Source organism: Mycobacterium sp. SM3041, from assembly GCF_039668335.1.
Taxonomy (GTDB): domain Bacteria; phylum Actinomycetota; class Actinomycetes; order Mycobacteriales; family Mycobacteriaceae; genus Mycobacterium.
The window spans coordinates 105,018-121,026 of the sequence record NZ_JAYXBQ010000074.1 but is presented as its reverse complement, the minus strand read 5'-3'; the positions used below and the strand labels follow the sequence as shown (position 1 = coordinate 121,026).

The 16,009-nt window shown below is 64.7% G+C and carries 18 protein-coding genes and 14 tRNA genes; 6 read left to right on the top strand and 26 right to left on the bottom strand.

Annotation, left to right across the window (positions count from 1 at the left end; translation table 11 throughout):
• Window position 1 precedes the first annotated feature (1 nt).
• The 4 genes from VXD91_RS25140 to VXD91_RS25125 all read right to left on the bottom strand — a co-directional run bounded on the left by VXD91_RS25140 (window position 2) and on the right by VXD91_RS25125 (window position 322).
• Window positions 2-76, bottom strand: a tRNA-Gln gene (locus VXD91_RS25140).
• An 8-nt stretch (window positions 77-84) separates the two neighbouring features.
• A tRNA-Gln gene (locus VXD91_RS25135) sits at window positions 85-156 on the bottom strand.
• 1 nt (window position 157) lies between these two features.
• Window positions 158-244 (bottom strand) — tRNA-Tyr (locus VXD91_RS25130).
• A gap of 5 nt (window positions 245-249) precedes the next feature.
• A tRNA-Asn gene (locus tag VXD91_RS25125) sits at window positions 250-322 on the bottom strand.
• 96 nt (window positions 323-418) lie between these two features.
• Between VXD91_RS25125 and VXD91_RS25120 the strand changes: the two genes are divergently transcribed.
• Window positions 419-1,689, top strand: a protein-coding gene (locus VXD91_RS25120; RefSeq protein ID WP_095795313.1) for an IS3 family transposase whose coding sequence is annotated in 2 segments (ribosomal slippage) — window positions 419-692 and window positions 692-1,689 — 1,272 coding nt in all. Because the reading frame shifts where the segments join, the coding sequence is not laid out codon by codon here.
• A gap of 63 nt (window positions 1,690-1,752) precedes the next feature.
• On the opposite strand, the gene VXD91_RS25115 is transcribed toward VXD91_RS25120, so the two are convergent.
• The 14 genes from VXD91_RS25115 to VXD91_RS25050 form a co-directional block, all read right to left on the bottom strand.
• Window positions 1,753-2,250 (bottom strand): HNH endonuclease, encoded by a 498-nt coding sequence (locus tag VXD91_RS25115; protein ID WP_095795312.1) that lies wholly within the window; start codon window positions 2,248-2,250, stop codon window positions 1,753-1,755.
• 40 nt (window positions 2,251-2,290) lie between these two features.
• A tRNA-Met gene (locus VXD91_RS25110) sits at window positions 2,291-2,369 on the bottom strand.
• 15 nt (window positions 2,370-2,384) lie between these two features.
• Window positions 2,385-2,456: transfer RNA gene (locus tag VXD91_RS25105), tRNA-Val, on the bottom strand.
• A gap of 9 nt (window positions 2,457-2,465) precedes the next feature.
• Window positions 2,466-2,539, bottom strand: a tRNA-Pro gene (locus VXD91_RS25100).
• Between the two features lie 127 nt (window positions 2,540-2,666).
• A tRNA-Trp gene (locus VXD91_RS25095) sits at window positions 2,667-2,742 on the bottom strand.
• 5 nt (window positions 2,743-2,747) lie between these two features.
• Window positions 2,748-2,821 (bottom strand) — tRNA-Cys (locus VXD91_RS25090).
• A gap of 5 nt (window positions 2,822-2,826) precedes the next feature.
• Window positions 2,827-2,899 (bottom strand) — tRNA-Gly (locus VXD91_RS25085).
• A 15-nt stretch (window positions 2,900-2,914) separates the two neighbouring features.
• Window positions 2,915-2,989: transfer RNA gene (locus VXD91_RS25080), tRNA-Lys, on the bottom strand.
• Between the two features lies 1 nt (window position 2,990).
• Window positions 2,991-3,066: transfer RNA gene (locus tag VXD91_RS25075), tRNA-Lys, on the bottom strand.
• Between the two features lie 11 nt (window positions 3,067-3,077).
• A tRNA-Leu gene (locus VXD91_RS25070) sits at window positions 3,078-3,151 on the bottom strand.
• Window positions 3,152-3,164: 13 nt separating this feature from the next.
• A tRNA-Leu gene (locus VXD91_RS25065) sits at window positions 3,165-3,251 on the bottom strand.
• Window positions 3,252-3,442: 191 nt separating this feature from the next.
• Window positions 3,443-3,721, bottom strand: a complete 279-nt coding sequence (locus VXD91_RS25060) for a hypothetical protein (protein ID WP_141245036.1) — start codon at window positions 3,719-3,721, stop codon at window positions 3,443-3,445.
• 128 nt (window positions 3,722-3,849) lie between these two features.
• On the bottom strand, window positions 3,850-5,034 hold the full coding sequence (locus tag VXD91_RS25055) for a hypothetical protein (RefSeq protein ID WP_293021416.1): 1,185 nt from the start codon (window positions 5,032-5,034) through the stop codon (window positions 3,850-3,852).
• A 63-nt stretch (window positions 5,035-5,097) separates the two neighbouring features.
• A complete protein-coding gene (locus VXD91_RS25050) occupies window positions 5,098-5,400 on the bottom strand; it encodes a hypothetical protein (RefSeq protein ID WP_095795310.1) in 303 nt (100 codons plus the stop codon).
• A 334-nt stretch (window positions 5,401-5,734) separates the two neighbouring features.
• Between VXD91_RS25050 and VXD91_RS25045 the strand changes: the two genes are divergently transcribed.
• Entirely contained in the window at window positions 5,735-7,468 is a 1,734-nt protein-coding gene (locus VXD91_RS25045) for a hypothetical protein (protein WP_346416687.1), read from the top strand.
• A gap of 89 nt (window positions 7,469-7,557) precedes the next feature.
• Here VXD91_RS25045 and VXD91_RS25040 read toward each other — a convergent pair whose 3' ends face one another.
• The 5 genes from VXD91_RS25040 to VXD91_RS25020 all read right to left on the bottom strand — a co-directional run bounded on the left by VXD91_RS25040 (window position 7,558) and on the right by VXD91_RS25020 (window position 10,508).
• Window positions 7,558-7,845 carry a hypothetical protein gene (locus tag VXD91_RS25040; RefSeq protein ID WP_141245035.1) on the bottom strand — a complete coding sequence of 96 codons (288 nt, stop codon included), beginning with the start codon at window positions 7,843-7,845 and terminating at the stop codon, window positions 7,558-7,560.
• Window positions 7,846-7,919: 74 nt separating this feature from the next.
• Window positions 7,920-8,615, bottom strand: a complete 696-nt coding sequence (locus tag VXD91_RS25035; RefSeq protein WP_095795307.1) for a hypothetical protein — start codon at window positions 8,613-8,615, stop codon at window positions 7,920-7,922.
• Between the two features lie 433 nt (window positions 8,616-9,048).
• Window positions 9,049-9,606 carry a hypothetical protein gene (locus tag VXD91_RS25030; protein ID WP_095795306.1) on the bottom strand — a complete coding sequence of 186 codons (558 nt, stop codon included), beginning with the start codon at window positions 9,604-9,606 and terminating at the stop codon, window positions 9,049-9,051.
• Window positions 9,607-9,623: 17 nt separating this feature from the next.
• Window positions 9,624-10,040, bottom strand: coding sequence for a hypothetical protein (locus tag VXD91_RS25025; RefSeq protein ID WP_095795305.1), 417 nt, complete (start codon window positions 10,038-10,040; stop codon window positions 9,624-9,626).
• Window positions 10,041-10,508 (bottom strand): hypothetical protein, encoded by a 468-nt coding sequence (locus VXD91_RS25020; RefSeq protein ID WP_095795304.1) that lies wholly within the window; start codon window positions 10,506-10,508, stop codon window positions 10,041-10,043.
• 316 nt (window positions 10,509-10,824) lie between these two features.
• On the opposite strand from VXD91_RS25020, the gene VXD91_RS25015 reads away from it, so the two are divergent.
• From VXD91_RS25015 to VXD91_RS25005, 3 genes are all read left to right on the top strand, one after another.
• Complete coding sequence (locus VXD91_RS25015; RefSeq protein ID WP_095795303.1) at window positions 10,825-11,154, top strand: hypothetical protein; 330 nt, start codon at window positions 10,825-10,827, stop codon at window positions 11,152-11,154.
• 151 nt (window positions 11,155-11,305) lie between these two features.
• Entirely contained in the window at window positions 11,306-11,722 is a 417-nt protein-coding gene (gene umuD, locus VXD91_RS25010; RefSeq protein WP_217989843.1) for a translesion error-prone DNA polymerase V autoproteolytic subunit, read from the top strand.
• On the top strand, window positions 11,698-12,993 hold the full coding sequence (locus VXD91_RS25005) for a Y-family DNA polymerase (protein ID WP_176470795.1): 1,296 nt from the start codon (window positions 11,698-11,700) through the stop codon (window positions 12,991-12,993). Before umuD ends, VXD91_RS25005 begins: the two co-directional genes overlap by 25 nt.
• 3 nt (window positions 12,994-12,996) lie before the next feature.
• On the opposite strand, the gene VXD91_RS25000 is transcribed toward VXD91_RS25005, so the two are convergent.
• The gene (locus VXD91_RS25000) at window positions 12,997-13,197 is read right to left on the bottom strand and encodes a hypothetical protein (protein WP_095795300.1); all 201 of its coding nucleotides are present in this window, start codon (window positions 13,195-13,197) and stop codon (window positions 12,997-12,999) included.
• A 272-nt stretch (window positions 13,198-13,469) separates the two neighbouring features.
• Here VXD91_RS25000 and VXD91_RS24995 point away from each other — a divergent pair, with 272 nt between their 5' ends.
• Window positions 13,470-14,027, top strand: coding sequence for a MerR family transcriptional regulator (locus tag VXD91_RS24995; RefSeq protein ID WP_095795299.1), 558 nt, complete (start codon window positions 13,470-13,472; stop codon window positions 14,025-14,027).
• Between the two features lie 487 nt (window positions 14,028-14,514).
• On the opposite strand, the gene VXD91_RS24990 is transcribed toward VXD91_RS24995, so the two are convergent.
• Window positions 14,515-14,844, bottom strand: coding sequence for a DUF732 domain-containing protein (locus VXD91_RS24990; RefSeq protein WP_095795298.1), 330 nt, complete (start codon window positions 14,842-14,844; stop codon window positions 14,515-14,517).
• Between the two features lie 422 nt (window positions 14,845-15,266).
• Window positions 15,267-15,764, bottom strand: coding sequence for a hypothetical protein (locus VXD91_RS24985; protein WP_095795297.1), 498 nt, complete (start codon window positions 15,762-15,764; stop codon window positions 15,267-15,269).
• Between the last annotated feature and the right edge of the window lie 245 nt (window positions 15,765-16,009).

Sequence of the window (16,009 nt, the reverse complement as noted above, 5' to 3'; positions counted from 1 at the left end):
TTGGTTGACCCGCCAGGATTCGAACCTGAACTAGCTGAACCAAAATCAGCGGTGCTGCCGGTTACACCACGGGTCAGTGTTGCGTTGCCCACCCAGGATTCGAACCTGAACTAGCTGAGCCAGAGTCAGCGGTGCTGCCGGTTACACCAGCGGGCATTGGTGCGTGCGGAGGGATTCGAACCCCCTGAGCCCGAGGGCAACTGGGTTACAGCCAGCCGCGACACTCCCGCGTCGCCGCGCACGCGTGCGCTACCCCGGCAGGAGTCGAACCTGCAACCGACTCCTTAACAGGGAGCTGCTCTGCCAGTTGAGCTACGGGGCATTGGGTTGGGGTTGGGCGGGGCGGACGATTCGTCCCAGGTAGTGAACCACCCCGAGTTTGATGCACACCTTCTTTCGAGGGAAGGTAATTCGCATCATGCCGAAGAAGTACGACGAGGAGTTCAAGGCCCGGGCGGTGCGGTTGGTCGTTGACCATGCCGAGGAGTACGACACCCGCACGGCCTGCATAACCGCGGTCGCCAAGCGGTTGGGGGTGTCCTACGAATCGCTGCGCCGGTGGGTCACCCAGGGCGAGGTCGATGCCGGGGATCGTGCCGGGGTGCCCAGCGATACCGCACGGGAGTTGCGCGAGCTCAAACGTAAGAACCGTGAGCTTGAGGAAACGATCGAAATCCTCAAGGCGGCAACAAGTTTCTTCGCGCGGGAGAGCGACCCGCGACGCCGCTGATCTGTTCGTTCATCGCCGAGCATCGTGCTCGGTTCGGGGTCGCTTCGATCTGCCGCGTGCTGTCCGAGCATGGCTGTGCGATTGCCCCGAGAACCTTCTACGCCTGGCTGGCGCGGCCGCCGTCGGCGCGGGCCCTGTGGGACACCGCGATCACCGAGGTGCTGGCCGGCTACTACGAACCCGATGAGCACGGCCGCCGGGCCCCAGAGTCGCTGTACGGGGCGACCAAGATGTGGGCCCACCTGCAGCGTCAGGGCATCGAAGTGGCCCGCTGCACCGTCGAACGGTTGATGCGGGCCAACGGTTGGCGCGGGGTCACCCGGCGCAAGAAGGTCCGCACCACCGTCGCTGATCCGGCCGCGGGCCGGGCACCGGATCTGGTGGACCGCCAGTTCCGCGTCTCGGCGCCCAACCGGCTGCTGGTGGCCGATTTCACCTACGTCCGGTTGGCCAGCGGGGTGTTCGTTTACACCGCGTTCGCCATCGATGCCTATGCCGGGCGGATTGTGGGTTGGACCTGCTCGGCGGGCAAGAGCGATGCGTTCGTGCGGCGTGCGATCCGCCATGCTGCCGAACTCCGGTGTCGTGAGGGTAATCCGTTGTCCGGCAGCACTATTCACCACTCAGATGCGGGGTCTCAATACACGTCGGTGAAGTTCGGGGAAACCCTGTCCTTGTCCGGGTTGGTGCCCTCGATCGGATCGGTCGGTGACGCCTACGACAACGCCTTGGCCGAAACCACCATCGGGCTGTACAAGAACGAAGCCGTCCGCGACGATTCGCCGTTCCGCCGCGGCCCGCTGCACCGGCTGACCGACGTAGAACTGCTCACCGCCGACTGGGTGCACTGGTACAACACCGACCGGCTCATGCACCGCCTGGGCCGCATCCCACCAGTCGAGTACGAGGCCGTCTACTACGCTACGAGCACAGCCCAGTCCGAGGCTGCATACCCATAAACCGGTGTGCACCGAACTCGGGGTGGTTCATAGTTCGTCGTCCGCCCCGCCGGGGTGGTTGGTTCAGGCCATCGCGGGAACGCGGTAGCGGTCTCGCTCGCGGGGTTCGTAGGGCTCCCAGAGCAGCCGCATGCCGGCTTCGGCCGGGGTGCGGTTGTCTTTGTGGCCGTTGCACGGTCCGCAGGCGGCGACCAGGTTCAGCCAGGTGTTCTGGCCGCCCCGGGATTCGGGGAGAACGTGGTCGAGGGTGTCGCCGTAGCCGCCGCAGTAGGCGCAGGTGTAGCCGTCGCGCTGGAGGACTCCCTCGCGGGTGACCCGGTTGGTGTGCCGGTGCGGGAGGTGGACGTATTCACGCAGGGCGACCGAGATGGGCAGCTCGATGCTGGTCGAGGGGCTGTGTATGTGTACGGCCGGGCTGTGGCGTTCGATCACGTAGACCGAGCCCCGCAGCAGCAGTCGGACGGCCTCCTGCCAGGTCACGTGGGTCAGCACGCGGTAGTCGGCGTTGTACACCGCGACGGTCTGCCGGCGGTGGTTGGTACGTTGGCGGAGCTGTCTCATGCCGCGTGCCTCCTCTCTGGTTGTTGTCGCGGATGAAATGTGGTTGCACGGGCAGGATTTGAACCTGCGACCTCTCGGGTTATGAGCCCGGCGGGCTGACCGAACTGCCCTACCGTGCAAGGTTTTTGGGCCAGTGCCCCTGGAGAGAATTGAACTCCCGGCATCCTGCTTGTAAGGCAGGCGCTCTCCCACTGAGCTACAGGGGCGAAATATCGTCGGGAAGGCCGGATTTGAACCGACAACAACCCGCGCCCGAAGCGGGTGCTCTCCCAAGTTGAGCTACATCCCGTTTGGTCCTGCCTGACGCTGCGTGCCCGCTGCGCCCTGTCCACCCGCGTTGGCGGGCGACTTGCTTGCGGTCCGGTGTGCACTCCGGAGTCGCTTGTGCAGGGTTTCGGCATCGCCGTCGCGATGCCTGGCACGGATGACAGGATTTGAACCTGCAGCCGGCGGTTTTGGAGACCGCTGCTCTACCAGTTGAGCTACATCCGTATTGGTGGAGCGGCCGGCGGGAATCGAACCCGCGTGGGCGGCTTTGCAGACCGCTGCCTAGCCTCTCGGCCACAGCCGCATCGGAGCCGTCGACGGGCCTCGAACCCGTTCCGTCAGTTTGGAAGACTGATGTGCAAACCTGTTACACCTCAACGGCATTGGTGAAATGTGTTGGTGCGCCGTGAGGGTTTCGATCCCCCGTCCCCAGATTAAGAATCTGGTGCTATCCCAGCTCAGCTAACGGCGCCTGGTGGGTCGCCCGGGGCTCGAACCCGGAACTCATGGGTAAAAGCCAAGAGTGATACGCGATTTCACCAACGACCCGACATGGTTTGTGCGCCTGGAAGGATTCGAACCCACACTGACCGGCACCTAAGACCGGTGCCTCTCCCATTTGGGCTACAGGCGCCTGACACCATACGTGCGCTCGGCAGGATTTGAACCTGCACACCCAGAATGGGCACCCGGTTTTGAGCCGGGCGCGTCTACCGGTATTCCGCCACGAGCGCGAATGCCACCACTGTGAAGTTCTCAAAGGTCCGACACGGCAACGTGATTGGGTTGCTGGTCTGCGTTGCACACCGCGTTGGTGTGCGTTGCGGTTTCTCATCGTGCACCTGTCAACGGGTGCTGTCTAGGGAATATTTCGCCGAATATTGTTGGCGGACTTGGCGTTTGGGTGCACCAAACTATAGGAATGTCAGGCGACGTTCCTAGCAGCGCAAACACCAATAGTGAGAGATGTATGAGATTGTTCTTCTGGCCCTAGCTTCCGGTCGGGGCGCACGCCCACTGGTGGGGCGGAAGGCTCATGACGGAATAACCGGAAGCTGCTGGGCTGGCTGTTGCCGCCGCGGCGCTGGGCCTGGATCGTCCACGATGGGACGAAGAATTCGTTGGTGAGGTCCGCGCACGACAAAGCCGCCGATGATGCTTTGTGCATCACGGCGGTCGAATAGTCGCTGCGGATCATGGTCACGGATTCAACGGTAGCAGCGGTCTACGACATTTCCGCCAGCAATTTTTCGGGGCGCTACGCCGCGTCAGCCGGTCGCGCGTCCGCTATGGCGTTTGTTCATTCCCGCATTCCTGCGGTCGGGCATGGTGTCAGGGGGCCAGTTCCCGCAGGCGTGACTCGGCTTCGATGACCGGCAGTTTGGCGATGTCGCGCAGGGTGAACGGCACGGTGGTGAGTTTGTCCATGGTGCGTGTGATGGCTTTGATTAGTTTGGGCCACATGGCTTTCGGAGTGGCGCGGTCGTTGAGCTGGGCGACGAGGCCGTGCAGGGTGTGCAGAGCTGCCTCTTCGGAGGGGGTTAGCGCGCTGACTCCGATGGACAGGGCGTGGCGGTTGGCGGTCCCCCAGGCTTTGAGCGCGGTGCGTGCGGCGTCTTCGGCGGCGGTGATCTGGGTGTCGGTGCAGTGGTCGGTGAGGTTGTCGGCGTGGTCGCGTAGGGCGGCGTCGGCGTCGCGGTAGGCCTTGATGACGGGGTCGTTGAGGTTGCGCAGTTGGGGTTTGGTGAGAAACCAGGCCTCTAAGTCCAGTTGGTAGTCAAGCCATTCCGCGTCGAGCTCGTTGATCGCGGCGTGTATGTCGGCGATGCGGCGGTGGCGGTCGTCGTGCTCTGCGGTCTCGGCGGCCGGGCCCTGTGAGGTCGGTGTGGCGTGGTTTGTCGGACCGGCCGGCGGGCTGCCGGGGTCGGGGTTGTGCCACAGCTGAGGGGTGATGGTGGCCAGCTGCAGTCCCTCGTCGAGCGTGATCGCAGGGTATCGGGGCGGTATGCGGATGTCTCCGGGGCCCTTGATGCGGATGCCGCTGCGGTGCAGCGCGGAAGCGGTGCGGCCCGCGCCGAAGGCACAGGGCAGGGCGCCGAGGAGGGCGAGCACGAGCGGGATGTGGAGGTCGGTTCTCAGGTGGATGCATCCGATGATGCCGATGATGTAGAGCAGGAGCAGGGCGGCATGTGCGCCGATCGGTTTTGAGGTGGTGGCACTGATGATCTGCTTGACGCGCTCGATGCGGGCGTCGTCCTGGATGCCGGTGAGTGTGGCGAGTGTCGGGTCGAGCAGGATTGACTGCACGGGGCCGATGACCACGGTGTCGGTGTCTAGCAGGTCGTCGAGGTTGAGGGGGCCGTCGAAGCGGCTGCGTTGCAGGTGCCGCAGGTAGGTTTCTTCGCGGTCGATGATGATCCGCTGGCGTTCTGCGGTCATCAATGCTGATGTGCGGGCCAGCTGGGAGGCGTGGCGCAGTGCTGCGAGTCCGAGGTCTGCTGGTGCGGTGGTGAGCACCGGTTGAGTCGGGCATGCGCTGGGTGCCGCCGCGGCGGTTGGTTTCGGGTTCGACATGGCGCGCTATTCCGGTTGGGCCGCGTTGAGCGATGACAGCTGGGAGCCGCGGATGCCCCAGGCTGTCACTGTCAGCTGCAAGCCGTCGGGGAACCGGAGCCGTTGGGTGTCGGTGAGTTCGCGCTCGGCGATGGTGTCACCTTGGTTGATGGTGAGCGAGGCTCCCGTAATGCACTCGATGACAACAGCGTTGGGCCCGCAGTAAGCCGGGAGGCTTGCCAGCTCGTCTGGGGTCATCAGCCACAGCGGGTCCGGGTCGTCTTTGAATCGGTTTCCGGTCAACATGGTGGTCGGGGTGAAATCGGTCATCGCGCGTCAACCTCCAGCGCCGCGCCCGGCGCGTTCGATGTCGGTCATGGGTGGACCTTAAACGCTGGGTCGGACACGATGGCCTATCCGGCCATGCCGAGAAATACGAGGAGTCCGCGCGGATGTGGGTGCAGAACCGCGTCGGCGGCCAGGAGTAGCTTCGGCAGCGGAAACGCTGCGGCAATGGGGCCGAGTTGGGAGGTACACGGTGGGCGGTAAAGCACGGGTGCACGTGCTGGCCAAAGAGCTGAGCGTGCCTGCCAAGACGGTGTTGCAGTGGCTGACCGAACACGGCGAGTTCGTCAAGTCGGCGTCCTCGACGGTGCCCGCTCCCGTGGCGCGCCGGCTGCGGGAGGGCTTCGACGACTGGGCCCAGGGCAAGGGTGATGTTCGCCGCGGCCCCGACACCGCACCCCCGCCGGCGCCAAAGGTTGGCGTCGCACGCCCCGCTAAACCTGAACGGCCGGCTCGCATCGCTGCACCTGCGCGGCCCAACCCGTCACAGCGAGTTCGCCGTCTCACCCCGAAACAGGAAGCGGCGATCTGTAAGAGCTTCCGTCAGGCCTACACGTCCGGCAATCACGACCGGGATGCTCTCGACAAGCTGTATCTGGAATACGAAGCGAAATACCGGGTTCCGCGGCGCATCGTGCGCAACGTCGTCGCCACCGACGGGCGTCTTCACCCCGCCGAGTATCGGACTCCGCAGCGCCCACCGACGGGCACCCGGGGGCCTGCCGCCGAGCCGGCGCCGCCCCGGCCCGCCGACCGGGCGCGGCCGGTACCGCCGACGCCGGCGCCGGCGGGCAAGCCGGTCGAGCGCGGCCGGCCGCGGCCGCGGGCCGGCGATCTCCCGCCCGTGCGCGGCGTTGCCAACCCGGACAGCGTCGCCGACCTGATCATGGCTCTGGACCCCAGCTTGACCGACCGCGACGAGATCATCGCCTGCGTCGACGACTTCACCCCCGATGCCGAGGGAAACTACGGCTACCTTGCCTGGCGGTACTCGGCGGCGCACCGGCGAACGTACCCGACCCTGGCCGGCCGAACTCCGCACCACGATCTCGCGATCGTGGCTCAGGTCGTCGAAGCCGAGACCGATCTGCTCAACCAATTCGTCCGCGCCCCCGGAAACGTTCTGGAGCAACCTGCCCTGGTGCAGCAGGTACTCGACACCAGGTACGCCAGCCTCACTGATGCCGGCGACTTCGGCAGCTCCGCCGCCGACGAGCTGCGGCGAGTGCGGGCCCGTGACAAGTACTTGCGCGAGGCGCTCATGCTCACCGTCGCCGACCCCGGCGGGGATCAGCGCCTGTGGAACCGGTTGCCCCGGCTGCGGCCCCCAGCGTCTGAGAAGCTGGTGGACACCAGCCATCAGCTCGATGCGGCGATCGCTCGCCTGGCTGACTTGTACGCGGACACCGAAAAGCTGCTTGCCGCAGCCGAAGTCCATCTCGACGGCTACTTCGCGGCATCGCAACATCACCTGCACGCGTTGGAGGCTGGCCGGTATGACTTTCTGCGCCAATTCCGCGACATCGAGCCGTCCGCCGCGCGCAAGTCGCGACGAGCGATCGAAGCGCTGCCGTTTGAGGTGCTGCCCCGCGGGGAGAAGCTGCAGGCGTTTCTCGACCGCATCCGCCGCTCGGGCCTGTACCGCGGTTACGTGGCTGACGACAAGCGCATCGCCGTGCTGGAGGATATCGAGAAGCATTTCGGCGCCGATCGCTGCGAGTGGCACGAAGGCACTGAGTCATCCGGCGGCGTCAACAATCAGTACCTGATCCTGACGATCAAGGCCGACAACGGCTTTGGCGAGCACGCCGTGGCTATCAGTCCGCTTGCGGGTTTGCATGCCACGTTCGTCGTACGTGCCGATTGTGTGGATACTCCGTGGAGGGCGGTGTTCGTCAAGTCGAAGTCCGAGGCGGTCGCGCTCGGTGCCCTCAGGTTCAAATTCACCGCCGAGGCGGCGCTTGATCCCTACCGGGCGATGGGCGACAAGGTGATCGCCATCTTGGAAGGCCCGCGCGGCGACTACCTCAAACGGCGCCGTTCCCGCTCCTAGGATGAGGTCGAGTCGGTTTGTCGCTGAAATCGATTCTGGCGGCGAGGAATTAGCTGGAGCCGGGTTTGGCGCACATCACGACGAGGGTGTTAGCCGTTGGTGCCGCACATCCGGCTGGCGGCGTTCTGATCGTCCTGGGTCATGCACTCGCCGGTCTGCGCCACCTGCGCGGTCACTGTGCGCGTGGCCTGGGCGATCCCTTGCATCTGTGCTTCGAGCCTGCCCAGCCACTCCGTACCAGATGGGCTGTCGGGGACCAGGCCTGTCATGCTTTCCAGTAGCTGTGCGCCGCAGTCGTTGATTGCGGCACAGTGGGTTTCGAGTTCAGATAACAGGTGCTGTCCTCCGTCGACATCCCAGGAATTCACATCACTCATACCGTATACGTTATCGGCCAAATTGCCTCCGTGCGGACGACTTTGAAGCCCTGCCGCGACGCCTGGAGTCTCCGTCATGTGATGACTGTGTGCCGGGATTCGACATACCCCCGGGGCTCCTCGATGAGCTGAGAAGTCGGCACGCCGATTTCTACCTTGTCGACCACGCTGAGTAGGGCGCGCGCTTCCTGGAGCGTTGTGTATGCAGTGGACTGGCCCAGGATGTCTGGCTGCGAGTTAATGGGCTCGAGCCCCACGCGCTGCCAATATCGTGACAACGCCGTCGTGCCAGCGAGTTCGGAGGCGCTGTCGGTGCATGGACCAGCCGGGTGAGGGTAGAGCAGCACGAGGGTGTCTGTGGGGCTGGCCATCCGTGCGATTGTCTCGGCTACCAGCCACGCGCCAAGGTCGTGGCCGCGCAGCGGGGCCGCGACGTCGACCATTGTGATGATCATGACGCGATTGAAGGGCATAGCGTCGAACTGGTCCTGGACCATAAAATCCACGGCATCGTCGTCAAACAGATCGGCGAAAAACTCGGCATCCGCTGACAGCGAGTCGAGCAGATCGAAGATCGGGTGCTCGCCGACATTCAAGATGAGGAAATCGGCGTATCCGGCCAGTACATCCGGAGTGTCCTCACCCCAGACGCCGTCGATTTCGAGGTAGGCCAACTCAAGCTCGGCGCGCCAGGTCGCCATCGCGTCGAACTGGCTCTCCCCTGTGCTGGTGTACCGAATCTTGGGGGCGAACAACGTTGCAGTGCTCATATTCGGGGACTCTTCCGGATCGTCGAGATGGTGCGATCACAGCTATGCGGTGGCCAGCGCCGACCCGGTCCCAATCTTCGCGCCAGCGATGCGGTAACCATAAACCAGCAGTACGTGCCAATGGGCCGAAAGTTCACTGGTGTCGGTGATGTGCCGCCGGGGTGCGGACGTGGCCAGGACCGCCCGTCGTGGGACCGAGTGGATTGGGCGAACGCTCGCCGTGTCTGCAACATGCTCAGCCCCAACGGCTGTGGTGGGGTCCTCTTGGCGGGCCGGCGGTGCTCTGCGCCCCGGGTGGTCGTCCGAGCGAAAAGGGTTATCGGGACTTCGTGATGCGTAGCCGGTGTGGTGCGGTGGGGTAAATATTTACCCCGGTACACCACACCGGTTTTCTTGCGAAAGGTGTGAGGTTCCGCCACTGCCTGCGCACCGGTCACCGGTCGAGGTCCTGCACAACGAACCGGGGCGCGCCACGATCCTGTCGGGCGCGCCGAGCGATCTCTCCGTGCAGTATCGCGATCGTCTGATCACGCTCGGCCACTTGAGCTTTCAGCGTTTTGATTTGACGATTCCGGGCGTCGACAAGAGCCCGCAGTGCGGCCTCTTCATCTTCGGTGGATGTACTCGAGACGTGCCGACCGTCTGCTGGAGGGTCTTCGCCGCCGATGATCGCCCCTGCCGGCGCATCGAGATCTACAGCGCCAGTCACTTCTACTGCTGCCGCCCACGCGGTGTCGGGGCGGCTGACCAGCTTCCAGAAGACGCGCACGCTGCCGTTCTGACGTCGTATCCGGATCACCTCGCCGGCGTTTTCCAGCTGACGCAGGTAGGGATAGACGTCCTCGGCGAAGTAGCCGCTGGCTCTGGGTTGGGTTTGACCGCGGCCCACGATTTGTTGGGCGATCTGGGTCGTCGACAGAGGGTGAGGTTGAGCAACCAGCACGGCGGTGATCTCTGCCCGCATCAACGCCGAGATCGACTGTCCACTCATATCGCTCCTCGCCGTATCTAGCTGGGTTGTTCCCAGGGGTAGATGATGTCGACGTATTCGTCGCGGGACAGGATGAGCAGGTCGGTCGGGGTGTGCATGTCGTCGACGTACTGGTGGCACGCGTGGTGGTCTTGCTCCCCCATGCTCGTGAGGTGGTCGATGATTGTCGCTGCGCGCGTTGGGTCGAGTTGCCAGGTGACGTGGGTTGGGTGGAGCTCGATGTCGGCTGCTGCGGGCTGGATGTGGAACTGGTGAACGATGCCGGCGTGCTCTAGTTGCGAGCTGCCGGTGTTTGTCGCGGTGTGTAGTGCGGCCTGGAGCTGGTGGAGGCCGGTGCGGTCCATGGTCAGCAGGACGGCGTCGTCTCCGTGGTGGAATTCGGTGAGGTAGTTGATGCGGATGACGCCGTTTGTGGTCGGGGCGGTGTCGGTCATTTACGTGTTGTCGCAGAGGGCTTGGATCACGCGGCTGGTCGTCTCGCTGACGGTGGCCATGGAGGCGACGTCTTCGCGCTTGGCGTTGTGATTGATGAGGGCGCCGACGTTGGCCAGTGCGTAGGCGTGCGCGTTGAGCGCGGCAGCAAGCGGTGCTGAAAGGCCCTGGCGGTCAAGGGTTTGCAGTGCGCTGGCGTAGCTCATGATGTTGGTGCCGTTGGGTTTGGGGGCGGGGTTTCCGGGGTCGGGTGCTGGGGCGATCGCGTCGTGGGCGAGTCGGTCGATGGCGATGAATGCTCCGCATGCGCGGTCCTGGGCGACGTGGGGTGGCTGCGGTGGGGCGGCGGGTTTGGCGGTGGCCACCGCAGAGGAGGCTGGGTCGGCGGGTGTGGCTTGGTCCGGGTTGGCGCAGCCGGCGGCCAGGGCGGCCGTGGCGGCGAGGACGAGTGCCCGCGCGGTCTTCATCATGTGTTTCCCCTTCGACTTCTCCCCTTGCTGTTGTGAGGCTACGGCCGAAGTCGGACACGATGGCCAATCGCTACTGGTGTTTCGAGGCGGGCCGGTGGGGGTTGGTCGCCGGGTGTTCGGGGGCGAGTTGCAGCGGCGCTGCAACTTTCGCGCCGAGTTGTAGCACCGATGCAGCTCTTGCGGTGCTTGTTGCAGCACCGCTGCAACTGTGAAAGCTGTTGTGCGCGAATCACCTTCGTGTCCGAAGGAGGCGATAGTCTGCGGCTGTCGGCGATGTTCCGCCGAGGTTCCGTAACTCGAAAATGGAGGAAATCACATGATCAAAGATGTTGGCGTATGCGCGGCCGTCGGAGCGGGTCTGCTCGTCATCTATGTCGTCGCCGGCGGTCCGGCGTTCTGGTTTGCGGCCATCGCGGCCGGCATGGTGGCGGTCACGTATCGGAAGACCCGTGAGTTGGTCGATCAGCCCGCCGTCACGCGCGCCCTCCCCTGGGTGTTCAGCGTGGCGCTGATCAGCATGGTCGGCATGGTGATCTCGATGGGGGTCCGGCAGGTGCAGCCGTTGTATCTGCTGATGATGGCCGTGATGGCTCTGGGGTGGTATTCGTCGATGTCCAGCCGCGGCCAGGCGTCTGCGCAGCGATAGCTACAGGGTGGCGGTGGTCCGGGCCCGACGTGCCGGCATAGTCCGATCGGTCGCACAGGGCCGGACCGCCGCCGCCAGCCGCGCTGCACCTGCTCGGTGCGCGGCTGTGCGCGAGGTTGGCTGAATCGAACGCATGTTCTACCCTCGGGGGGTGGTGGAACTGTCGCCGGTGCATGCCGTGCCGCTGTGGATCAGCGAGGCGGTATCGACGGTTGCCGCGGGGTGGCCGTCACCGGCCGACGACTACCTGGAAGGGCCTATCGACCTGTCGGAGCGGCTGATGCCGCGGCCGGCGGCCACGTTCCTGGTGCGGGCCTCGGGGTGGTCGATGAAAGGCGCCGGCATCAGCGACGGCGACATGTTGATCGTCGAGCGCGGCCGCACGGCGGTCGATGGGCAGATCGTGATCGCCGTCGTCGACGGCGAGTTCCTGGTGAAGACGCTGCGGTCGTCGGGGCGGCGGCCGCGGCTGGTGGCTGCGCACCCGGACTTCCCCGACATCCCGTTGCTCGGGCGGGAGGTCGTCATTTGGGGTGTGGTGTGTTGGGTACTGCACAAGACGATCTGATCCGCTCGTCGACGATGACAGTGCCCGCCGGGTACGTGGTGGCGCTGGTCGACGTGCGAAGTATGTATGCGTCGGTGGAGCGGGTGTTTGATCCGTCGCTGTGGTCGAAACCTGTTGTGGTCCTGTCGAATAACGATGGATGTGTGGTTGCGCGGTCGGCAGAGGCCAAGGCGTTGGGGATTCCGATGGGGCAGCCCTGGTTTCAAGTCCGCTACAACCCGCGGCTGCGTGATGTGGTGGCCAAGTCGTCGAATTACGAGTTGTACGGGGATTTTTCAGCGCGCATGGTGGCGCTGCTGCGGGAGTATTCCGAGCACGTCCATGAATACAGCATCGATGAGTCGTTCGTGTTGTGGCCGCGTGAGACGGCGCACGCCCAGGCGGTGGAGGTGCAGGCGGTGATGGCCTCGACACTGGGGCTGCCGGTCACCGTGGGGATCGGGCGCACCAAGACGCTGGCGAAAATCGGATCCCATCATGCGAAGCGCTCGCCGTCAGGGATCGCTGATTTCGGCGGGCACACCGATGCGCAGATGAGCGCGGTGCTCGCCGGCATGCCGGTGGGTGAGGTGTGGGGTGTGGGGGCGCGGCTGCCGGCCAAGCTGGCCCGGCTGGGGATCGAGACGGCGTGCCAGTTGAAAGATGCTGACCCACGCCAGATTCGGGGCTTGTTTTCGGTGGTGTTGGAGCGCACGGTCCGCGAGCTGCGCGGCACCCCGTGCATCGTGTTTCATGACGTGCCGGCCGAGCACCACCAACTCATCTACAGCCGGCTGTTTGGGACGGCGATCAGTGATCCGGAGACCATGCGGCACGCGCTCACCGGGTACGCGGCCGTGCTCGGCCGGCGGCTGCGACGCAAAGGGATGGAGGCCACCACGCTGACGGTGTCGGCGTCGACCGGGTGGCACTCGACTGCTCCGCCGCACCACGCCCACCTGTCGGTCGGGTTCGTCGAGCCGACCGATCACACCGAGCACCTGGTGGCCGCCGCGCACCGGCTGCTCCCGCGGCTGCGTGCGGGAACCCGGTATGCGCGCGCCGGGTTGATGCTGACCGGGCTCAGTCCTGCCGGCAGTACGCCGGGGCTGCATCAGATGGCGAGCTCGCCGGTCAGCGGAGTACTCGATGCGATTCATGACCGGTTTGGGGCGGGGGCGATCGGGCTTGGGCACAGTGGGCTGCGGACGGCGCCGTCGTGGGTGATGCACCGGGACATGCTGTCGCCGCGGTGGACGACCCGGTGGGAGGACCTGCTGACGGTCAGCTGACGGTCAGCTCCCCATGGGGAGGTCTTCGACGGTGGTGCCGGTGTCGGCGGCGTATTGGGCGGCTTTGTCGGCAGCGTCGGGCAGGAAGACCTGGTTGTCCCAGGGCTTGCCGGGGACGCGGACCAGGAACGCGTACTCGGCGACCTTGTTGTCTTGGCGGCGAGCCGGTGGCCGGCGTTCGGACAGCGATGGTGCGTCAGTCACGGTCCTGTTGTCCTACCGGGCGGTGACTCGTTCCTCGAGCGTGTGGCCTGCGGTTCTTGCGCAACGACGCAGGTCGTTGACAAGCATTCGCTCGACCCGATCTCGGTGCTTGACGCCCATCCGCCTGGACCTTGGCGGGCCAGGCGGTCGCGGGGCGGCGGCGTCCGTCGACACTCGGCCCTTTGTGGGTGAGCGCGTCATCGGCAGCGGGGCATGGTCGCGACCTACCATGGAGATGGCGATGGGGATGCGCCGCAGGAGGGCAACAGCCGATGTCTGAACAACTCACGCTCGACGCGTTCGACAGTGACGCCTTCGCCGGCGTGCACGAGGAGGCCGAGAGCACCCGGGGGTGGCGCGGCCCGGCGGCCTGCGACATCGTCGGCATCACCTATCGGCAGCTCGACTACTGGGCTCGCACCAACTTGGTGCAGCCGTCGATCGCCAGCGCCACGGGTTCGGGCAGCGTCCGCCTGTACAGCTTCGGTGATCTGCTGGTGTTGCGGGTGGTCAAGGGTCTTCTCGATGCCGGCATCTCGCTGGCGAACATCCGCACTGCCGTGGCGGCGCTGCGTGGTCGCGGCGTCACCGACCTGGCGGGGTTGACTCTGGTCTGCGACGGTGTGTCCATCTACGAGTGCACCTCGGCCGAGGACGTCGTTGATCTGCTTGCCGGCGGCCAGGGCGTATTCGGTATCGCGGTGGGCGCGGCCCTTCCTGACCTCCGCGAAAATGTGCTGCAGTTTCCCTCCGAGGCCGCAACCGGTGTCGTCATTCCTGGTGCGGTGCCTGACGAGCTCGCCCAGCGGCGTGCTCGTGCCGCCAGCTAAACCTGCTGTATCGCAGCGGATTTTGACCGCCCGGTGGCGGTTACGTGGTTGTGGCGGGCACGAACACCTGTGGTGACACCGTCGTCATCGCGGGCCGTAGTACTGCCACCACCACTGGGCGTATGCCTGCGCCTGTTTAGCCTGATCCTCAAGTTTGCTTCGTGCACTCCAATTGTGCGCTATAGCAACCCAATTCATGATCATCATGGAAAGGAAACTCCACCATCCGAGGGTGAGATTGTGGATCTGGGCTCTACGGAGAGCCGCCCTACACTGCTCGTGCGTTCCCGTGACGACTTGCCGCTGATTGACGAACATAACGAGCGCACCAGTGTGTGTCATCGTAGTGACCTGAAAGACGGGAGCGGTCGGCGGAGCCTGGGGAGGCTGCGTGTGCGGTTGAGCGTCTCCGATCTGTTCCGGACCGGCCTGCCACTGTTGCGGGTATGACATCGAATTCTCCTGCGGATAGGGCCAATACAGGCGGCTAGCCGCGCGCCGATGTGCAAAGGATGCCGTGCGCGATACGCACCAGGGCGCCGGCCTGTGCCGGATCGACGCCGTTCTGAGCCGCGATCGTGTCGGTCGCGCCCTGAGTGCCCCGTCCGGTCATGAGCAGTTGGCATCCGTAGAGCCCGGCCTGCAGAACCTGGTCATCTGAGCCGGGATATCCTGCGCCGCGAGCCTGATTGATAAAGTTCTGCTGCTCTGGGGTGATGGGGATGGGCCACGCCGACGCCGTGCCGGCTGTGGCTCCGAGTGTGGCCGCCGCGGCCAGTGCGGCAGTGGTGATTCGGATGGCATAACGACGTGACATGAAGTGTTCCTCTCCCCTGGACCACCGCCATCACCTGACTGGGATGCGTCGAAGTGGCCTCCATAGCCAGCGTAAGCGCCACGGGTACCCCCACCCGACACCAATTTCGGGCCGTGCCAACAGTTCCGGTCCAGTTAGTGCGATGACGTACAGGCGCCGTCGTTGCGAATCAAAATCACTACTGCTGGTCATTCCGATCACAAGCTCGTCCAGCCGTACACCTCGCAGCTATTCCTGCGACGCGGCCGCCGTGAACAACGGGTGCAGCACGGTAATCAGATCGGGTCTGGCGTGGGCCGCGAGGCGCGCGATGAAGTACTCGCTGCTCCCCAAATTCCATGGCTTTGGTGATCTCTGAGCCGGCTGCGTGCGTGGCTCGACGCCGCTGCGCGCGAGCCCCGTTCGCGCGCAGCGGCTTTCGGCTATTTCTGGGACAGGGTCAGAGGCGATTTGGTCAGGTCAACCGAGCCGTTGATGTACATCGATTGTTGGTCAAGGGTTTTGATGGCCCCAGCGTGCCATTGATCTTGCCCGGTAACGCCGTTCCAGAACGCTTGCCCTGAGACTCGGACAGTGAGTCCCGCCGAACTGTAGTTGTCGATGTTGTCGATTTTGATGCGGCTCAGGTCAGCTGGGCCCCAGTTGACCGTGCCGTCCACCACTCCGAAAGCCACGGTGTCGCAGGGCTTCGGCGGTGCCGCTGCGTGGGAATTCGTGCACGCGTCGGTGATGGTTTTGACTTGAGCCATGATCGCGGTCTTGGCCGCGTCGGTGACCGTGTAGGTGGGTTGCAGTGATGCGCTCGATCCGCCGGTCAAAAGCTGGTCCAGGAGAACCGGTTTCGTGGTCACGGTGATCCACTGGTTGCTGGAGGCGACGTCCAGGAATCCGGGGAAGACGTAGGCGGGGTTGCCGTTCAACGGTTTTCCGAAGATCGTCAGAGTGTTCGCCGCGGCCTGGTGTCGCTTCTCAAACTGCGTGGCAAACCGCGACTTCCCTACCTGGTGTTTTCTGGGCTTCTCATCGAGTTGGCAACCAGGTTTTTCTCATCCAGCTGGCAAAAGCCGTAACGGTACGGTTGTCCAGATGCCCACTGACGCTCCCCTAGCCATAGAGACGGCACTTCGATCCTCAAATACGTTGTTGTTGAGGAGTTTTGAACCTT

Coding starts and splice junctions, on each gene's coding strand:
- VXD91_RS25115 (WP_095795312.1), bottom strand. CDS start 2,250: ATGAGACAGCTCCGCCAACGTACCAACCACCGCCGGCAGACCGTCGCG.
- VXD91_RS25050 (WP_095795310.1), bottom strand. CDS start 5,400: ATGACCGATTTCACCCCGACCACCATGTTGACCGGAAACCGATTCAAA.
- VXD91_RS25040 (WP_141245035.1), bottom strand. CDS start 7,845: ATGAGTGATGTGAATTCCTGGGATGTCGACGGAGGACAGCACCTGTTA.
- VXD91_RS25035 (WP_095795307.1), bottom strand. CDS start 8,615: ATGAGCACTGCAACGTTGTTCGCCCCCAAGATTCGGTACACCAGCACA.
- VXD91_RS25030 (WP_095795306.1), bottom strand. CDS start 9,606: ATGAGTGGACAGTCGATCTCGGCGTTGATGCGGGCAGAGATCACCGCC.
- VXD91_RS25025 (WP_095795305.1), bottom strand. CDS start 10,040: ATGACCGACACCGCCCCGACCACAAACGGCGTCATCCGCATCAACTAC.
- VXD91_RS25020 (WP_095795304.1), bottom strand. CDS start 10,508: ATGATGAAGACCGCGCGGGCACTCGTCCTCGCCGCCACGGCCGCCCTG.
- VXD91_RS25015 (WP_095795303.1), top strand. CDS start 10,825: ATGATCAAAGATGTTGGCGTATGCGCGGCCGTCGGAGCGGGTCTGCTC.
- VXD91_RS24995 (WP_095795299.1), top strand. CDS start 13,470: ATGTCTGAACAACTCACGCTCGACGCGTTCGACAGTGACGCCTTCGCC.
- VXD91_RS24990 (WP_095795298.1), bottom strand. CDS start 14,844: ATGTCACGTCGTTATGCCATCCGAATCACCACTGCCGCACTGGCCGCG.